Raw genomic sequence first — 15285 nt, 5'->3', positions numbered from 1 at the left:
TCACACGTAGCTCGTGAAAAGTGTATTCGCCTGTTCATGTATCTTTTTCAATTCTTCCTCCGCTAAACCGGCATCGGCCAATTTCCCTATTAGACCCGCTACAAATGAAAGCTTTTCTCTGTTTTTCAGATCAACGATCATTTCATCGAGTTCAACCTGTTCAACAGTTACACCCGCCTGTTCAAATAATTCCTGCGCATACGGATGTGTTTTGTAATCCTCAGCATAATAAACCGTTTTGATACCAGCTTGAATAATAGATTTGCAGCATTGAATACACGGATAATGCGTCACATAAATCTCAGCTCCATCAGTCGGCACCCCAAACTTAGAGCATTGAAGAATCGCATTCATTTCAGCGTGAATGGTTCTTGCGCAATGATCATCTATCATTAAGCATCCTTCATCTGCACAATGTACGCCGCCCGCGATTGACCCATTGTAGCCTCCTGCTATCATGCGTTTGTCTCTGACTATAGTAGCGCCGACAGATAATCTCGGACATGTGCTGCGCAGCGCCAATAAATGGCTTTGAGCCATAAAGTATTGATTCCATGAAATTCGTTCCACGTTGTTCCCTCCAAATGTTGTGTTGCCTGACCTTTAGTTTACCTATCATAATGCATGACCGTCAAATCACTTTACTGTAATGGAAGACTTTATTTTCTCAAATGACTTTTCACCTATTCCTGAAACCTTAGTGATATCTTCAATTGTTTGGAAACGCCCGTTTTCTTCCCGGTATGCAATAATAGCTTCAGCTTTGGATGGCCCCACCCCTGAGATGCCTTGTAACTCCTCTAAAGTTGCTGTATTGATATTCACCAGCGCTCCCTTCCCTCCATCGCTTTGGACAGACCCTCCGCCACCTTGCTGCACTGCTGTTTCCTCTCCCTTTTTCGGGATGTACACCACTGTCCCGTCCTGCAGAATCTCCGCCAAATTTACTTGCGCTTCGTCTGCTTGTTCTTTGGTCCCGCCTGCTTTCTCAATTGCCTGAGATACTCTGTCCCCTGTACGCATTTCATAAACGCCTGGATGCTTAACAGCACCTTTGATGTCTATCACAATTGTTTCACTTGACTCGTCGTTGTTTGCTTCCTGCTTTACCACTGTATTTTCTGTCTCTGTTGGTACAGCTTGCTTCATCGGCTCTTTATTTTTCCCTGTGGCCAGAAAGATCATAATCGCTGTGAAAACAGCCGCAGAAGCCGCTAAAATAATTGCTTTCTTATGCTGATTCAACCAATTCATCGTGCATGTTCCCCGCTTTCGTCATATTTTATTTTCATAACACATATGGTTTAGAGGATAATAGCTCAAAGGAGGGGAAACCATTGAAGATAGGCTTTATCGGCACAGGAAATATGGGTACGATCCTTATCGAATCATTTATTGAATCAAAAGCAGCCGATCCCTCAAACATGACAATCACAAACCGCACAATTGAAAAAGCGTTGCACATAAAAAACCGCTACAACAGCATAAACGTTACCGAAAGTCTCGAAAAGCTCGTTTCTGAAAACGAGATGATTTTTATTTGTGTTAAGCCGCTTGATATATATCCTTTACTGGCAAGAGCGTTACCTTATTTAAGAAAAGATCATATTCTCATCTCAATTACAAGCCCCGTTCAAACCGAACAGCTCGAACAATATGTGCCGTGTCAAGTGGCTCGAGTGATCCCAAGTATTACGAACAGAGCGCTGGCAGGTGTTTCTCTCGTCACGTTTGGCACAAGCTGCGGCGAATCTGCAAAAACGAAAATCAATGAGCTGATGCAGCATATCTCTCATCCGCTGCAAATTGAAAGTGACATCACAAGGGTTGCATCAGACATCGTAAGCTGCGGCCCCGCTTTTATGAGCTATCTGATTCAGCGGTTTATAGATGCAGCTGTCACGGAAACATCAGTATCTAAACAGGACGCGATTTTGATGTGTAAGGAAATGCTTGTCGGAATGGGAAAACTGTTAGAAACCGAATTGTATACCCTGCCTGCATTACAGGAAAAGGTTTGCGTTAAAGGCGGTGTAACAGGAGAAGGCATTAAAGCGCTGGAAAGCGGTGTGCAGGATATGTTTCACCGGGTATTTCAAAATACTCATATGAAGTACGAGGAGGATATTTCCGCAGTGAAAAAGCAGTTTCATGTGTAGACGAGTATGTCATACGTTCGTCTGTACTGCAAAAGCATAAAAAAGCATTTTAAAAAACCATCGTTTTAGGAAACGATGGTTTTTGATTTCTGCGCCTTGAAAAAGAGGCGTTCTGATTGTGCTGATGGCTCGGTATCCGTAAAATCAGCTGTCACGCGATGGAGCTGAAAGCCGCAGTTCTTAAGCATTTCTTCGTATTCTTCCACCGGGAACGTTCTTTGCTCGTGTGTCTCATCAAAACGATCATACGCTTCTCCGTTCCACACAAAAAACGACATATCATGAATGACAGAAAGCTCGCCACTTCCGGCAAAGCTCTGCCAAATATAGCTGATATCTTCGTCCTGGTCAGCAAATGTGCTATCCGGAAAGACTTCCGCAATTTTAAAAGATGAATGAACATCAAACAGCAGAATGCCTTCAGGCTTTAATACCCGAAAAACACTTTTAAAGGTTTCGATCACATCATTTTTTGTTTTTAAATAATTTAATGAGTCACAGCATATCACAACAGCGTCAAATTGACCGTCAAAGCCGGTAATCTCTCTCATATCCTGCTGAAGAAATAAAATAGGCTGGCTACTCGATACCTTTTGCTGGGCGAAAGAAAGCATCTCTTCGCTGAGATCGATGCCTGTAACCTCGAAGCCTTTTTCGGCAAGCCGGATGGAGATTTCCCCCGTGCCGCATGCCAGATCGAGAATACGGCCTTTTTCCGGGAGAGATGCTTCAATCCATTTTGTCCATTGATCGTAAGGCGCGTGTGACATTAACTCGTCATACACGCTTGCAAAGCCTTGATAAATCATTGATTCATTCCAAGATCAAGATCTGCGAGCGGAGCGTCTCCCCACAGCTTTTCAAGGTTGTAGTAGCTTCTTTCGTCCTTGTGGAAGACATGGACAATCACATCGCCTAGGTCAACGAGAACCCATCTTGCTTCATCAAAGCCTTCCATCTTTTTGACTTGAATGCCGTTTTCATCAGCTTGATCCTTGATTTCACGGGCAATCGCCTGTACCTGTTTATCTGAATTTCCGTGGCAGATCAGAAAATAATCAGCAACCAGAGAAATACCTTCCATATCCAGTGCTAAAATATCCTCTGCCCGTTTATCATCGCAAGCCGCAGCTGCGATCTTTAAAATGGACTTATGGTTCATTCACAAATTCCTCCTGTTCAGCTGCCAGACACAAGCCAGTTATACGTTAAAAATGTGTCTGGAAAAACCGGTTGATTTTTTTTCATAAGAAAAACCATTGTATTTTTAATGGACTGAATCAGCGCTTGATTCAAATCTGTCTCAGCAAGCTTACGCACCTCATCGACACCGGGAAATGCCCGGTTTGGCTCAATGTAATCGGCAACGTAAATGACTTTTTCTAAAAGTGTCATGCCGGGGCGGCCTGAGGTATGATACCTAATGGCGTCAAGAATGTCTTCATCTTGAACCCCTGCCTCTCTTTGGACCAAATAAGCGCCGACCGGAGCGTGCCAGAGCTCCGGATTATGATCCAATAAATGCGCAGGCATTTTTTCACGCGCAATAATTTGTTTCATTTCTTCTTTCGGGCGGAATTTGGCGTAATCATGAAAGATTGCCGCTGTTTCCGCTTTTTTAGAATCGGCTCCAAAACGCTCCGCAAGTTCGATCGCCGTGTTCATCACGCCAACCGTATGGATATATCGGTGTTCGGTCAATTGCTGCTTCACGCATGCAAGTGCCTCCTCACGATTCATATAAACCATTCTCCTCTACATACTTCTTCACTTTATCAGGGATTAAGTAGTCAGTGGGCTTCTTGCTTTTAAACCGTTCCCTTATCATAGTTGATGATACCTCAAATTCCGGAACGTCTGCAAAGAGAAGCGGATAAGGGGTTTCAACATGAAAACCGGGGCGCTTTACTCCAATAAATTGAATGAGGTTCAGCAGCTCGTCCAGCTTATACCATTTCGGCAAATATTCAATCATATCAGCGCCGATAATAAAGAACAGCTGATCATTTGGATAACGCTGCTTCAGTAAAGAAACGGTATCAAAGGTATATGATGGCCCTTCTCTTTCCATTTCAACAAGCTCCAGCTTAAAGGACGGATTAGATTGAATTGCAAGCTTTAGCATTTCCACGCGATGAAAGCTGTCGGTATAGTCTTCGTTCTGTTTATGCGGCGGAATTTGATTAGGCATAAACCAAATTTCATCAAGCCCCGCCTGGTACAGCACCTCATTAGCCATTAAGAGGTGACCATTATGCGGAGGGTCAAACGTGCCTCCGAAAATTCCGATTTTCTTCATTTCAACCACCTTTAAGGAAGCTCGATTTGTTTATTTTCCTTTGATTCCTTATATAACACAATCGTATTGCCGATTGTCTGCACCAATTGAGAGCGGCTTCCTTTTACAAGAGCTTCCGCTACATCGTTTTTATCCTCTTCGCAATTCTGAAGCACGCTGACTTTAATCAGCTCTCTCGCTTCAAGCGCCTCAGCAATTTGTTTAATCATGTTGTCGTTTACTCCGCCTTTACCTACTTGAAAAATCGGCGTTAAATGATGCGCTTTTGAACGCAAAAAACGTTTTTGTTTACCTGTTAACATTCTGTTCCTCCTAATTTTCCTATTACAATAGATCTCATTTTTTCAATATCAGGCTCTTGTCCAGTCCACAATTGGAAAGACAATGCTGCCTGTTCAACAAACATGCCCACACCATCGAGTGTTTTCAAGCCTTTTTGGCTTGCTTCTTTTAAAAGGGCCGTCTGTATTGGATTATACACGATATCACATACGACGGCACTGCTCGCGGCACGCTGTAATGAAAGCGGCACATCGTCCACGTTCGGATACATGCCCACAGACGTTGTATGGATGATAACATCATACTGCTCAAGACGTTCTTCTGCTTCTTTTATGCTTAATACTTCTTTATTGTGAAACGAGGGAGTAGCTTCTGTAAGCCGCTTTGCTTTTTCTAACGTCCGGTTGCAAATGTCAAATTTTTTCGGGGTATTTCGGACAATTGTTGTAAAAATGGCTCTCGCCGCTCCGCCAGCGCCGATCATTAAGAATGACAGTTCAGAGATGGGCTTGTCTAATACCTTCATTAATGACTTCACGAAGCCTTCCCCATCGGTATTGTATCCGACAAGCTTATCTCCCTCTCTTCTGACCGTGTTTACGGCACCGATCACTTTTGCACTCTCATCAATATGATCCAAATAATCCATAATGGAAACCTTGTGCGGAACAGTCACATTGATTCCTTGTACGCCTAGAGCTCTTATTCCTTTTACCGCATCCTCCAGATCATTCTCTTCTACCTTGAAGGCATGATAATGTCCGTCAAGCCCGAGGTCTTTCAATGATGCGTTATGAATATCAGGTGACATAGAATGGCCAATAGGATTTCCGATAACCCCGTACAGCTTTTTCATACACCTCTCCCCTTTTCTTAAATTAATGAACGCCGAACAAATACATGAACGCCTTTTGGCGCGTATGCAGTTACCTTTTTATCAGCGTCATGGACAGTAACCCAGCCTAACCCAGAGAAAACGATATCTGTCTTTTTGTCTTTTATCGTAAACGTATGGGCGACCAATTCAGGAAACTCATCCATTTCATCTTTACCCGGAGGTGTGAGCAATTCCCCTGCATGCTTTTCATAAAGCGCGTCTGCATTTTCAAGTTTTGTTCTATGAATCATCAGCTCATTCGGCATATAGCAAATAAAAGGAGATCTTTCCCCAGACACATAATCAAACCTTGCAAGTCCGCCAAAATACAGTGTTTGCTGATCATTAAGCTGGAATGTGCGAGGCTTCAGCTCCTTTTTAGGAGATAATATTTTCAGGTCCTTTTTATTGACATAATGCGCCATTTGATGGTTGTTGATAATTCCCGGTGTATCATAAAGCGATGAACCGTCATCCAGCGGGATTTCAATCGCATCAAGGGTTGTGCCAGGAAATTGGGATGTTGTAATAATATCTTCTTCACCTGACACTTCTTTAATAATCCGGTTAATAAAGGTTGACTTTCCTACATTTGTACATCCGACAACATAGACGTCTTTTCCGTTGCGGTAATGCTCAATCGCGTCAATTACTTCTCTGATTCCCTGGCCGCGACCCGCACTGACCAAAAATACGTCAACCGGTTTTAAGCCAAGCTCTTTCGCTTCACGCTTCATCCATTGGATCAGACGCTCTCTTTTCAGTGACTTAGGCAAAATATCCGCTTTATTGCCAACTAATAAGATAGGGTTTCCCCCCACCAAGCGCTGCAGCCCATTAATCCAGCTGCCGTTAAAATCAAAAATATCAACAATTTTTACGACCAGAGAGTCCGTTTCTCCAATACCGTGAAGAATGTTCAAAAAATCATCATCAGTTAAGGAGACATCTTGTATTTCATTATAGTTTTTCAGTCTGAAGCAACGCTGGCAAATCACATTTTCTTTCGTAAGCGATGCAGGCGGCGCGTACCCCAAACCTGTTTTGTCCTCGGTTTGGATCGTAACTCCGCACCCGATACAAACAACCTTTTCCATTTCTTACTCCTCCCACTGAATGTGCCCTTTTCGTTTGAGAGCACTCAGTATTCTGCGTTCGACCTGGCGGTTAAAGCGCGTAATGAATCCGTCAGAGGAAGCGACTGGCACGACCAAAATCGTATGGTAGCCGTTTCGGTTTCCCCCGAGTACATCGGTCAGCAGCTGGTCTCCGATGACAACGCAGTCCTCTTTTTTCAGCTCCATATTGCGCACCGCTCTATTAAAGGCTTTACCCATCGGTTTTCTTGCTTTATAGATGAATGGGATTCCAAGCGGTTCTGAGAAAAGTTTCACTCTTCTTTCGTTATTATTAGAGACAATTGTCACTTTAATGCCGTGTTCCTTCATTTCTTCAAACCACTCGATCAATCGCGGCGTCGCGTTCGGCCTGTCCCATTCAACAAGCGTATTATCCAGGTCAGTAATAATTCCTTTTACATTTCGTTCCTTTAATTTCTCAGGTGTAATATGAAAAATATTTTTTACAAACTCGTCAGGTAAAAAAAACTTTTTTAACAAAACCCGCACCCTTCCCTTTTTCTTTCTTTCAAAATGATTGTCGAAAAAAATCGAACTTGCGCCTAAAGAAAAACTGAGCAAAAAAATTTCGACAAAAATTGGGTTTCTTCACCAGGTGTGGATAAATTTACACACACTATCCACTCTTATTACATCACTCTTTAGACAAATTATAAACACGATACTCACAAGTTATCCACTTTTTGGTGTGGATAACAGAACGATTGTTCTTATATGCATTTCATGGTAGATTAAAGATAACTTCAACCTCAGATGAATGCAACTTATCATTGTATGCGTTAAAATCATGAATGATTCCAACTTTTAAGGAGGTGCCTCTCCCATTAATTGGGTTCCTAGCATGAGAAAACTGTCTGATGAATTACTAATAGAATCTTATTTCAAAGCCACCGAAATGAATTTAAACCGTGACTTTATTGAGTTAATTGAAAACGAAATAAAAAGAAGATCGCTCGGACATATTATTTCCGTATCTTCTTAATAGGAATTTGTCTATTTTTTCCGGGCGTATTTCCTTTTTTTACTCAGATGACTGATATTATATCACTTTGGCTGCGCGCTTTACTACTATTTTCAGCAAAAAACACCCCTAAAAAGAGGTGTTTTAAAGGGCCGGTTATTATGCTAACCAGTATATGCCGCCCACAACCAGGAGAACAACAACTAAAACAACAATAAAAGCGTATCCATATGCTCTGCCTGCGCCATACATGTGAAGCGCCTCCTTAATAAGGTTTTATAACAGCCTATGTAGGAGAAATAAATCGGACTAGGCGGTTGTCCGGCTCAACGCTGCAGGATCTGCCCATCTTGTATTCCTTCATATACGATCCTTGCCCCTTTAGGTGTCATATGATTTCCAGAAGGATCTATTAAACCAGATTGGATAAGCGCTTCATCAGTTGCTTTTCCGCCGTCTGCTTTTATAAAATGCTTCCAGTTATCTACAAGAGGGACATCCAGGCGCTTCGACACATCTCTTGTAATATCGTTATATGAGTTGTGCCATTTCCTTGCTCCGCCTTTTGGTTCAAAAGCAGCTGCTTGATATCTGGAATAGTAAAACAAATGATGCTTCCCATTACCTTCTATAATTGGGATACACGTCATTAAGATTGGCTTGATCCCGTGTTTTCTGCTTTCTTCAATAAAATAAACCAGATTTTCTCTAAAACGCTGCTTCGACACTCTCGGTTTCCCCTCAGTCAGTATGGCAGCGTCATTGGTGCCGAACATAATAAACAAATACTTCGGTTTTTGATCCAGCACATCTGTCTGAAATCGGAGACGGGCATCCTCTGTCGTCTGTCCGCCGATTCCCGCATTGAGTATATCAAGGTTACCGCGCTCAGCTGTTTTTAATATATTGACCCACTGCTGTGCTTTTGGATAATCGCGATAATCCCAATTAGAGCCACGCGTATTGCTGTCACCAAATGCTACAACGTCTTCGTATCCCCTTCCCTCGCATCCTGCTGTAACAAACAGCAGAAGGAAAAGGATGATAAAATGTTTCATCTTTACACCCCCAAAAGCCTCACCTTAATGTTATACCTCTGTTTCTCTTCGTTCAATGAAGAGTTTTTCGCTATCACTGTTTTTTCCTATAGTTAACGTGTCCCCCTCAGTGAATATCATTCTGCTTTCATTGCGGCGCAGCTGATGATTTTTTAAAATTCCCTTCTTTCCAATCTGAAAAACACACAAACCAAAGAAAAGAAAATAACCTGAATCTGCACTGGAAACAGGTTATCCGTTAAATCCTGCATTTACTTTAACTTCGATTTAAGCTTGGCCTTTGTTTTTGGCCCATAAATCCCGTCTGCAGTTAATCCGTTCATGAGCTGAAAACGCTTGACGGCATTCGCTGTTTTCGGTCCGTAAACTCCATCTATGCCATTGTTTTTGGCTCCCTTATCAGGGTAAAAGTGAAGTGCAGCTAAAGCCTTTTGCAGCTGGAGAATGTTTGTGCCCTTTCGATAAGGCGAAGTGAGCTTTATAACCCCAGACGGCAGAGGATATGATGGTGAAGGTTCTTTTGGAGGTGTATCCGAGGAAGAAATTCCGTTTATAAAAGAGTTCCAGTGGTTCAAGAGTTTCCGCGGACATTCTTTCCCAGACCATTTTTTGTGGGGAACAACACGATGTAACGGAATATTGTTTTCCTTCATCAGCTTTCTGATCAGCCACTGGGCATTTGATGTTGCTTTTTCAAAATCGCCATCAGCATTTTCGCAGATTTCAATCCCGATCGATTTGCGGTTTCCTGTCCCGTTTGTACCGTCTCCCGCATGCCAGCCGTTTTCATCTATCGGGAGATGCTGATAAATGACTGAATCGTCAACTGTAAAATGCCAGCTTTCGGATGTGCTCGGGTTTTTCACAAAATTGGCGTGCATTTTCGCATCAGCGCCTTTTGCTGTATTCGCTGTATTATGCACCGTAATATAAGCAGGCGTCATCGAATAGCCAGGACGATTATTATTTGATAGCGGTATAAAATCCTTTTTTATGGTTACCATTTCTATCCCTCCCTATTATTAAGAATGCAGAAAACAGAGAGATGGACAGCCTTTTTTATAAGGTTAAAAAGAATTGTGTTCTCAACCTGGTTTTCAGTTGAACCGCTGAAATGGCACCAGTTATACTAATTTAGATGACGGAGGTTTTGACTCCTGACATCACCTAAGTTGGGAGTGACCATAGACATGTTAAAAAAAGTAATAGGTATACTTGTGATTATCGCTATCATTGCAGTCGGTTTTTTTCAGAAAGAAGCTTGGCTTGATGCAATCAAAGCAGGAGGGATGTTTTCCGTTTTATTTAGTATGCTGCTGATTGCTGCCGATGTTTTTTTCCCAATAGTGCCGTTTGCTTTGGTTGCTGCTTTAAATGGCGCAGTGTTCGGGACTGCAAATGGAATTTGGATTACACTGACCGGCTCAATGCTTGGTACAATATTGCTGTTTTTTCTCGCCAGGTACAGTTTTAGAGATTGGGCCAGAAAAAAAGTTCAGGCCTATCCTGCCATACAAAGCTACGAGGCTTCCTTCAACAAAAACGCTTTTACCGCTGTTTTATTAGGAAGGCTGATACCTGTCATACCTTCACTTGTAATGAACGTGATCTGCGGGCTGAGCCAGGTTCGCTGGCATGTTTTTTTCTTTGCGTCTTTAATAGGGAAAATCCCCAATATTGTTGTTGTCACTATTGCAGGTGCCAATTTCACCAGCAATAAATTATTGTCTATCAGCATTTACGGTGCATATATTCTGATCATCATGCTGGTCATTTATAAAAAGTTCCCTCATCTTCTGAAGGTGCCAAAAAAATAAGGAGGCTTGTTGGCCCCCTTACTTTTTTTCTGTCGCATGGCCTCCAAATTCATTTCGAAGCGCAGCGACCACCTTTCCTGTAAACGTATCGTCTGTTAAAGAACGGTATCTCATCATTAGTGACATGGCGATGACCGGCGTTGCCGTCTGCAGATCAAGCGCGGTTTCCACCGTCCATTTTCCTTGACCTGATCCAGTTTCGCATCCTTAGCGAAAGCTCGCTCAGTCAGTCCCATAAGCCAAGAACGAATGACAGAACCATGATTCCACACTCTGGCAACCTTCTCGTAGTCAAAATCAAATTGGCTGTTTTCAAGCACTTCGAATCCTTCACCAATCGCGGCCATCATTCCATACTCAATTCCATTATGGATCATTTTTAAAAAATGTCCGCTTCCCGCTTCACCAGCGTATAGATAACCATTTTCGACGGCAGTATCACGAAAAAGCGGTTCCACAATCTCCCATGCTTCATGATCGCCCCCCACCATAAAACAGGCTCCATGCCGTGCGCCTTCCATTCCGCCCGACGTTCCGGCATCGAGATAATGGATACCCGCTTCTTTCATTTGATTGTAGCGGCGAATTGATTCTTTATAATGAGAGTTTCCAGCTTCGATAATCATATCGCCTTTACTTAATAAAGGTGATACATCACGCAAAACAGCATCGACAATGCCATGCGGTACCATAACCCATAGGATACGCGGCGGGTCTAATAAAGAAATGAACTCTTTAAGATTCGTTGTCCCCTCAGCCCCGTATGCTTTCAGTTCATCAACAGCCGCTTGATTTACATCATATCCAACCGCTTGATGATTGCGGTCAATGAATTGCTTTCCTATGTTTATGCCCATTTTCCCTAAGCCGATTAATCCAATTTTCATATCTGTTCCTCCTGATTGTCTAAAAAGCCTTTACTCTTTATGTTCCCTTTGGATTGTATTGTGATACGCAGAAAACAAATGGGGCTTACATCGTCTGCGCATGTAAATTTTATTTTTCATGACTGACTGTGCCTGCCAGTTCTATTACTGAATCTCTTTATATCCATAATTATCACTTTATCCTTGATTTACCATCAGTTTAAGTTAAAATATGGGAAGGTATTCGATTTTTTTAGTAAAAAGAAGGTGACATGTTGCAGAATCAATCTCATACTCTTATCGGAGTTACGAAAACCGCTGTATTCTTTTTATACGCTGCACTTGCAATCATCGGTTTTGCAATCGGGTATTTTATTCCGCAGATTGCGAAATGGGCATTATCCCTCCCCTGGATCCCTCTTGAAGGACCACTTCGGCTCATTACCTCTTTTCAGGGATCTACAGCTTCATTTATCACTGCTCTTCTCGGTATGTGTGCGGGGATTTGGTTCGCTCATTCTGTTATTGCAATGCTGCTGTCTGTCAAAATTACAGATCACACAGTGGAATTCATCAAAGGAAAAAAAGTGCAAACAATTCATTCCGATGACATCGCTCTTGTATTTATGGATCACAAACGGCTTGTCCTCCTGGGAACAGCCGGATATGAATTGGTACGGGAAGAAATTGATGAAAAACCAGTAAACGTTGAGAAGGCCTTTAGACAGCATCATTACGAATGGGCAACAGATGGTGATCCGTTTAAAGATCAATTTCGCCGATGGATTCCTGATGCACCAGACCTATCGCAAGGCGCCCATGCCTTATTAAAAGCTCGTCACAAAGCGCTGCAGGACGAAGAAAAAGACGATATTGAAGAATTCCGTCTCGAACTGGCACAGCTGGGCATCGTTGTACGGGACGAAGGCACACGCCAATATTGGCGAAAAGCAGAAACCTATCCCCCGAAAATTCAGCTCGGCGAAGGATTGTAACAACAGAGGCTCAAGAAAGAGCCTCTTCTTTATTACTGCACAATAAACAGCACTCTGGTGCCGTCAGGATAGCTGCTCATTTGATTCCCTACCCACGAGCCGGCGCCGCGATTATCAGAAGGCGTCACATATCGGACATCAGCCCCTGCGCCGCCTTCCTCGCAGACAGCCATCGGCCACTCATCCCGGTCATAGCCCGGCTTCGTCGGGATTCCCTTTAAAGATTCCTCCCGCCTTTTGTCTGCTCCATCTCTATCAATGGTACAAATATCTGGATGTCCCTCTGCAATCGCATCCCTAATATGACTGCCGGTTTCCGGATAACGAGACAGCGGAAAATATAACACTTTGTCATACGAAGATGCGCCTTGGATCTGCTGCGGAACCATTAAACAAAGAAGAACTGCTGCAGCAAGAAACAGGCCTGCCATCCATTTTTTCATTCCCATCCCCCCATACCTTTGTTCATTTCAATGTATGGGCGCTTGATAAAGATTATTTTTAACATTTGAAGTTAGTATGCTGCTTACAAAAGCCGGACTCCCCCGCGAGAAATTTCCCGGTACAGACACAGACAGCCTCCCGGTCACATACATTTACATATAGGCTTTTGCCTACATACTTTTGTGGAGGTGACGATGGTGACAGGTGTTTTCGCAGCGCTCGGCTTTGTTGTTAAAGAGCTTGTCTTTTTAGTATCTTACGTGAAAAACAATGCCTTTCCACAACCGCTCTCAAGCAGCGAGGAAAAAAAATACTTAGAGCTCATGGCTAAAGGGGATGAACATGCCAGAAACATGCTGATTGAGCATAATCTTCGCTTGGTCGCCCATATTGTGAAAAAATTTGAAAATACAGGTGAGGATGCAGAGGACTTAATCTCCATCGGAACGATCGGGCTGATAAAAGGAATTGAAAGCTATTCCGCTGGTAAAGGGACAAAGCTGGCGACGTATGCTGCGAGGTGTATTGAAAATGAGATTGTAATTACAAAAGGGGGGTGCATACACCCCTCTTTAATACGTTTCAATATATATGGTGTCAGAATCCACAATGGTAACTTCTTTCACGATAAAGTTAACAATTGTTTTTTTATCTTCAAGAGTTAAGTTATCTGCACCGATTGATTGAAAATAGTCGATGGCTCTTTTTAGAGCATTTTCACTTGAGCTCGTATCATCTAGGACTTTCATTTTTGACTGGATTTCGTTACACTTTTCAGTAAGCTGATTTTGCTTTTTTTGCAGTTCAATAATTTGTGCTTTGATTTCATCTATGTCTAAATCATCGTCATCGCTTAGGCTGATTAGCGTTAAAAGACGCTTGCGGCCTTTTTTTGTTTTCTCTATCTCTTTTTCAATAAGTTCTAATTCATCAGACAGGTGATTTGATTGTTCAGCCTCTTTAAAAGAAACATACTTTTGAGGATTTGTGATGAATTTAAAAATTTCACCCCATACATGCCGGTTCAATTTATTCTCAGACATTTCTTTTCCGCAGCCGCGGTCCTTTGCGCCAGAATAATTTTTCCGGCAAGTATATACATAGTAGTCTTTACCATGTGATTTTCTTTTCTTCCCTGTCATGGTATTTCCGCATTTTCCGCATCTAACCAAACCCGATAACAAGTAATTGTGAGGGCTGATACTCAAGTGTTTTCTTTTACTTTGACCTAAGAGTTCTTGAGCATAATCCCATTGTTCAGCTGGAACAATTGCTGGAATTGTCACAGTGATTTGTTCTTCTTCAGGCCTTATTTTAATTATAGATTTGTTCCCTGCCTGCTTTGAAACATAGGAACCCTCTGTATCATATTTATACTGTCTATGTTCACCCTTATAGGAAGAGTTCATTAATATTTGCCGAACAACCTGCCTGTGCCATACTTTGGCGCCTTTTTTTGTTTTAACCCCCATCTGAGTTAAATGTAGAGCAATACCATTTACTCTGCCGAAAAAAGGGCTTTTATGATCGGTGAAATAGTTAAAAATCATCCGAATGATTTTTGCTTCCTCTTCTAATATCTCAAGAGTTCTTTTCTCTTTAACAAATTTATAGCCATATAGTTTAGAATCTTTAATGATCATGCCTTTTTTCATTTTTTGAAGTCGGCCGCTTGATGTCCGTTCTTTGATTTTGGCTTTTTCAAATTCTGAGATTGCCCCGCGCATTGCGAAAAACAATTGACCTTCTGGAGAATTGGCGTATTCACCATTTACAAAAATCAAAGGTATGTTTCGCTTTCGCAATTCGTCATCAATGATTAGCTGATTCATTAATTTCCGAGAAAGACGGTCAGGATCGTAACAAATGACTTGACTTATAAGTCCCTTGCTTGCATCCTCCCTCAAGCGATTCAAAGCCGGACGTTCTAAAAGCTCTCCTGAAAATCCTTCATCTGCATACTTCAGCACATCTTTAGTCCCTGCTTTCTTTATACAGGCCTCGATTTGGCTGTCGATGCTCGATCCCTTGATCGCTTGTTCCTCGGTCGATACCCTTACATATATTGCTATCACCCTGAATCTCCTTCCTATAAAGTTTTATTAAATAATGATAGCAATCGTTAATGCATTTGTCAGCTTGCGGTCCCTCGATGATTATCACTTTCATAAAATGCATCACCCCTTGGGTAATGCTATGTAACAGCTGTTTGTCCAAATGAGGAGATTTTAAATTAAACTATAGTGTTATTAAACGTTTCAATGAATATGCAAAAAATTTAAAAAAAGTTGTTGTGACTTTTCTACACTCCTTTAGGTCCTCAATAGAAAAGATTTTATTTTCTATGCCTCAACATTCGCTTATTATAGTTTTCAATGATTTATTATT

The 15285-nt window shown here is 42.1% G+C and carries 18 protein-coding genes and 3 pseudogenes; 5 read left to right on the top strand and 16 right to left on the bottom strand.

The window, feature by feature from the left end; genetic code table 11:
- Nucleotides 1-570, bottom strand: a complete 570-nt coding sequence (locus BGM23_RS09280; protein ID WP_003229978.1) for a ComE operon protein 2 — start codon at nt 568-570, stop codon at nt 1-3.
- Between the two features lie 66 nt (nt 571-636).
- Nucleotides 637-1254, bottom strand: a complete 618-nt coding sequence (gene comEA / locus BGM23_RS09275) for a competence protein ComEA (protein WP_046663622.1) — start codon at nt 1252-1254, stop codon at nt 637-639.
- Between the two features lie 83 nt (nt 1255-1337).
- On the opposite strand from comEA, the gene comER reads away from it, so the two are divergent.
- Nucleotides 1338-2159 carry a late competence protein ComER gene (gene comER / locus BGM23_RS09270; protein WP_032726195.1) on the top strand — a complete coding sequence of 274 codons (822 nt, stop codon included), beginning with the start codon at nt 1338-1340 and terminating at the stop codon, nt 2157-2159.
- A gap of 65 nt (nt 2160-2224) precedes the next feature.
- Here comER and BGM23_RS09265 read toward each other — a convergent pair whose 3' ends face one another.
- Genes BGM23_RS09265 through BGM23_RS09230 form a run of 8 tightly spaced genes read right to left on the bottom strand, consistent with a single transcriptional unit; the run spans nt 2225 to nt 7236 of the window.
- On the bottom strand, nt 2225-2968 hold the full coding sequence (locus tag BGM23_RS09265) for a class I SAM-dependent DNA methyltransferase (RefSeq protein WP_033884459.1): 744 nt from the start codon (nt 2966-2968) through the stop codon (nt 2225-2227).
- Nucleotides 2965-3321: a ribosome silencing factor gene (gene rsfS, locus BGM23_RS09260; RefSeq protein WP_041333759.1), complete on the bottom strand. Its 357-nt coding sequence runs from the start codon at nt 3319-3321 to the stop codon at nt 2965-2967. Before rsfS ends, BGM23_RS09265 begins: the two co-directional genes overlap by 4 nt.
- A 17-nt stretch (nt 3322-3338) precedes the next feature.
- A complete protein-coding gene (gene yqeK / locus BGM23_RS09255; protein ID WP_014480316.1) occupies nt 3339-3899 on the bottom strand; it encodes a bis(5'-nucleosyl)-tetraphosphatase (symmetrical) YqeK in 561 nt (186 codons plus the stop codon).
- On the bottom strand, nt 3889-4458 hold the full coding sequence (locus tag BGM23_RS09250; protein WP_004398676.1) for a nicotinate-nucleotide adenylyltransferase: 570 nt from the start codon (nt 4456-4458) through the stop codon (nt 3889-3891). The genes yqeK and BGM23_RS09250 overlap by 11 nt, the downstream gene beginning before the upstream one ends.
- Nucleotides 4459-4469: 11 nt before the next feature.
- The gene (gene yhbY, locus BGM23_RS09245; RefSeq protein ID WP_003226133.1) at nt 4470-4760 is read right to left on the bottom strand and encodes a ribosome assembly RNA-binding protein YhbY; all 291 of its coding nucleotides are present in this window, start codon (nt 4758-4760) and stop codon (nt 4470-4472) included.
- A complete protein-coding gene (aroE, locus tag BGM23_RS09240; RefSeq protein ID WP_041850031.1) occupies nt 4754-5596 on the bottom strand; it encodes a shikimate dehydrogenase in 843 nt (280 codons plus the stop codon). The genes yhbY and aroE overlap by 7 nt, the downstream gene beginning before the upstream one ends.
- Nucleotides 5597-5613: 17 nt before the next feature.
- The gene (yqeH, locus tag BGM23_RS09235) at nt 5614-6714 is read right to left on the bottom strand and encodes a ribosome biogenesis GTPase YqeH (RefSeq protein ID WP_003229966.1); all 1101 of its coding nucleotides are present in this window, start codon (nt 6712-6714) and stop codon (nt 5614-5616) included.
- Between the two features lie 3 nt (nt 6715-6717).
- Nucleotides 6718-7236, bottom strand: a complete 519-nt coding sequence (locus BGM23_RS09230) for a YqeG family HAD IIIA-type phosphatase (protein ID WP_003226126.1) — start codon at nt 7234-7236, stop codon at nt 6718-6720.
- A gap of 361 nt (nt 7237-7597) precedes the next feature.
- Between BGM23_RS09230 and BGM23_RS09225 the strand changes: the two genes are divergently transcribed.
- Nucleotides 7598-7738 carry a sporulation histidine kinase inhibitor Sda gene (locus BGM23_RS09225; RefSeq protein WP_003226124.1) on the top strand — a complete coding sequence of 47 codons (141 nt, stop codon included), beginning with the start codon at nt 7598-7600 and terminating at the stop codon, nt 7736-7738.
- Nucleotides 7739-8043: 305 nt separating this feature from the next.
- Here BGM23_RS09225 and BGM23_RS09215 read toward each other — a convergent pair whose 3' ends face one another.
- Nucleotides 8044-8775, bottom strand: coding sequence for an SGNH/GDSL hydrolase family protein (locus tag BGM23_RS09215; protein WP_029726702.1), 732 nt, complete (start codon nt 8773-8775; stop codon nt 8044-8046).
- Between the two features lie 251 nt (nt 8776-9026).
- On the bottom strand, nt 9027-9779 hold the full coding sequence (cwlH, locus tag BGM23_RS09210; RefSeq protein ID WP_029726701.1) for an N-acetylmuramoyl-L-alanine amidase CwlH: 753 nt from the start codon (nt 9777-9779) through the stop codon (nt 9027-9029).
- 186 nt (nt 9780-9965) lie between these two features.
- Here cwlH and BGM23_RS09205 point away from each other — a divergent pair, with 186 nt between their 5' ends.
- Complete coding sequence (locus BGM23_RS09205) at nt 9966-10592, top strand: TVP38/TMEM64 family protein (RefSeq protein WP_038427798.1); 627 nt, start codon at nt 9966-9968, stop codon at nt 10590-10592.
- Nucleotides 10593-10610: 18 nt separating this feature from the next.
- Here BGM23_RS09205 and gnd read toward each other — a convergent pair.
- A pseudogene (gene gnd / locus BGM23_RS09200) lies at nt 10611-11479 on the bottom strand (phosphogluconate dehydrogenase (NAD(+)-dependent, decarboxylating)).
- Between the two features lie 251 nt (nt 11480-11730).
- Here gnd and BGM23_RS09195 point away from each other — a divergent pair.
- Complete coding sequence (locus BGM23_RS09195) at nt 11731-12453, top strand: YqeB family protein (protein ID WP_010886572.1); 723 nt, start codon at nt 11731-11733, stop codon at nt 12451-12453.
- Between the two features lie 32 nt (nt 12454-12485).
- Here the strand turns inward: BGM23_RS09195 and nucB are convergent, their stop codons facing one another.
- Nucleotides 12486-12896 (bottom strand): sporulation-specific Dnase NucB, encoded by a 411-nt coding sequence (nucB, locus tag BGM23_RS09190; RefSeq protein ID WP_009967785.1) that lies wholly within the window; start codon nt 12894-12896, stop codon nt 12486-12488.
- Nucleotides 12897-13091: 195 nt separating this feature from the next.
- Here nucB and BGM23_RS09185 point away from each other — a divergent pair.
- Nucleotides 13092-13442 (top strand): annotated as a pseudogene (locus tag BGM23_RS09185) (sigma-70 family RNA polymerase sigma factor); the annotation flags it as partial.
- Nucleotides 13443-13469: 27 nt separating this feature from the next.
- On the opposite strand, the gene spoIVCA reads toward BGM23_RS09185, so the two are convergent.
- The gene (gene spoIVCA / locus BGM23_RS09180) at nt 13470-14930 is read right to left on the bottom strand and encodes a site-specific DNA recombinase SpoIVCA (protein WP_223257626.1); all 1461 of its coding nucleotides are present in this window, start codon (nt 14928-14930) and stop codon (nt 13470-13472) included.
- Nucleotides 14888-15066: pseudogene (locus tag BGM23_RS22135) on the bottom strand (hypothetical protein). Before BGM23_RS22135 ends, spoIVCA begins: the two are co-directional and overlap by 43 nt.
- Between the last annotated feature and the right edge of the window lie 219 nt (nt 15067-15285).

This window comes from Bacillus sp. FJAT-14266 (assembly GCF_001719225.1).
Classification (GTDB): domain Bacteria; phylum Bacillota; class Bacilli; order Bacillales; family Bacillaceae; genus Bacillus; species Bacillus subtilis.
This window is presented reverse-complemented; position numbering and strand designations above follow the sequence as displayed.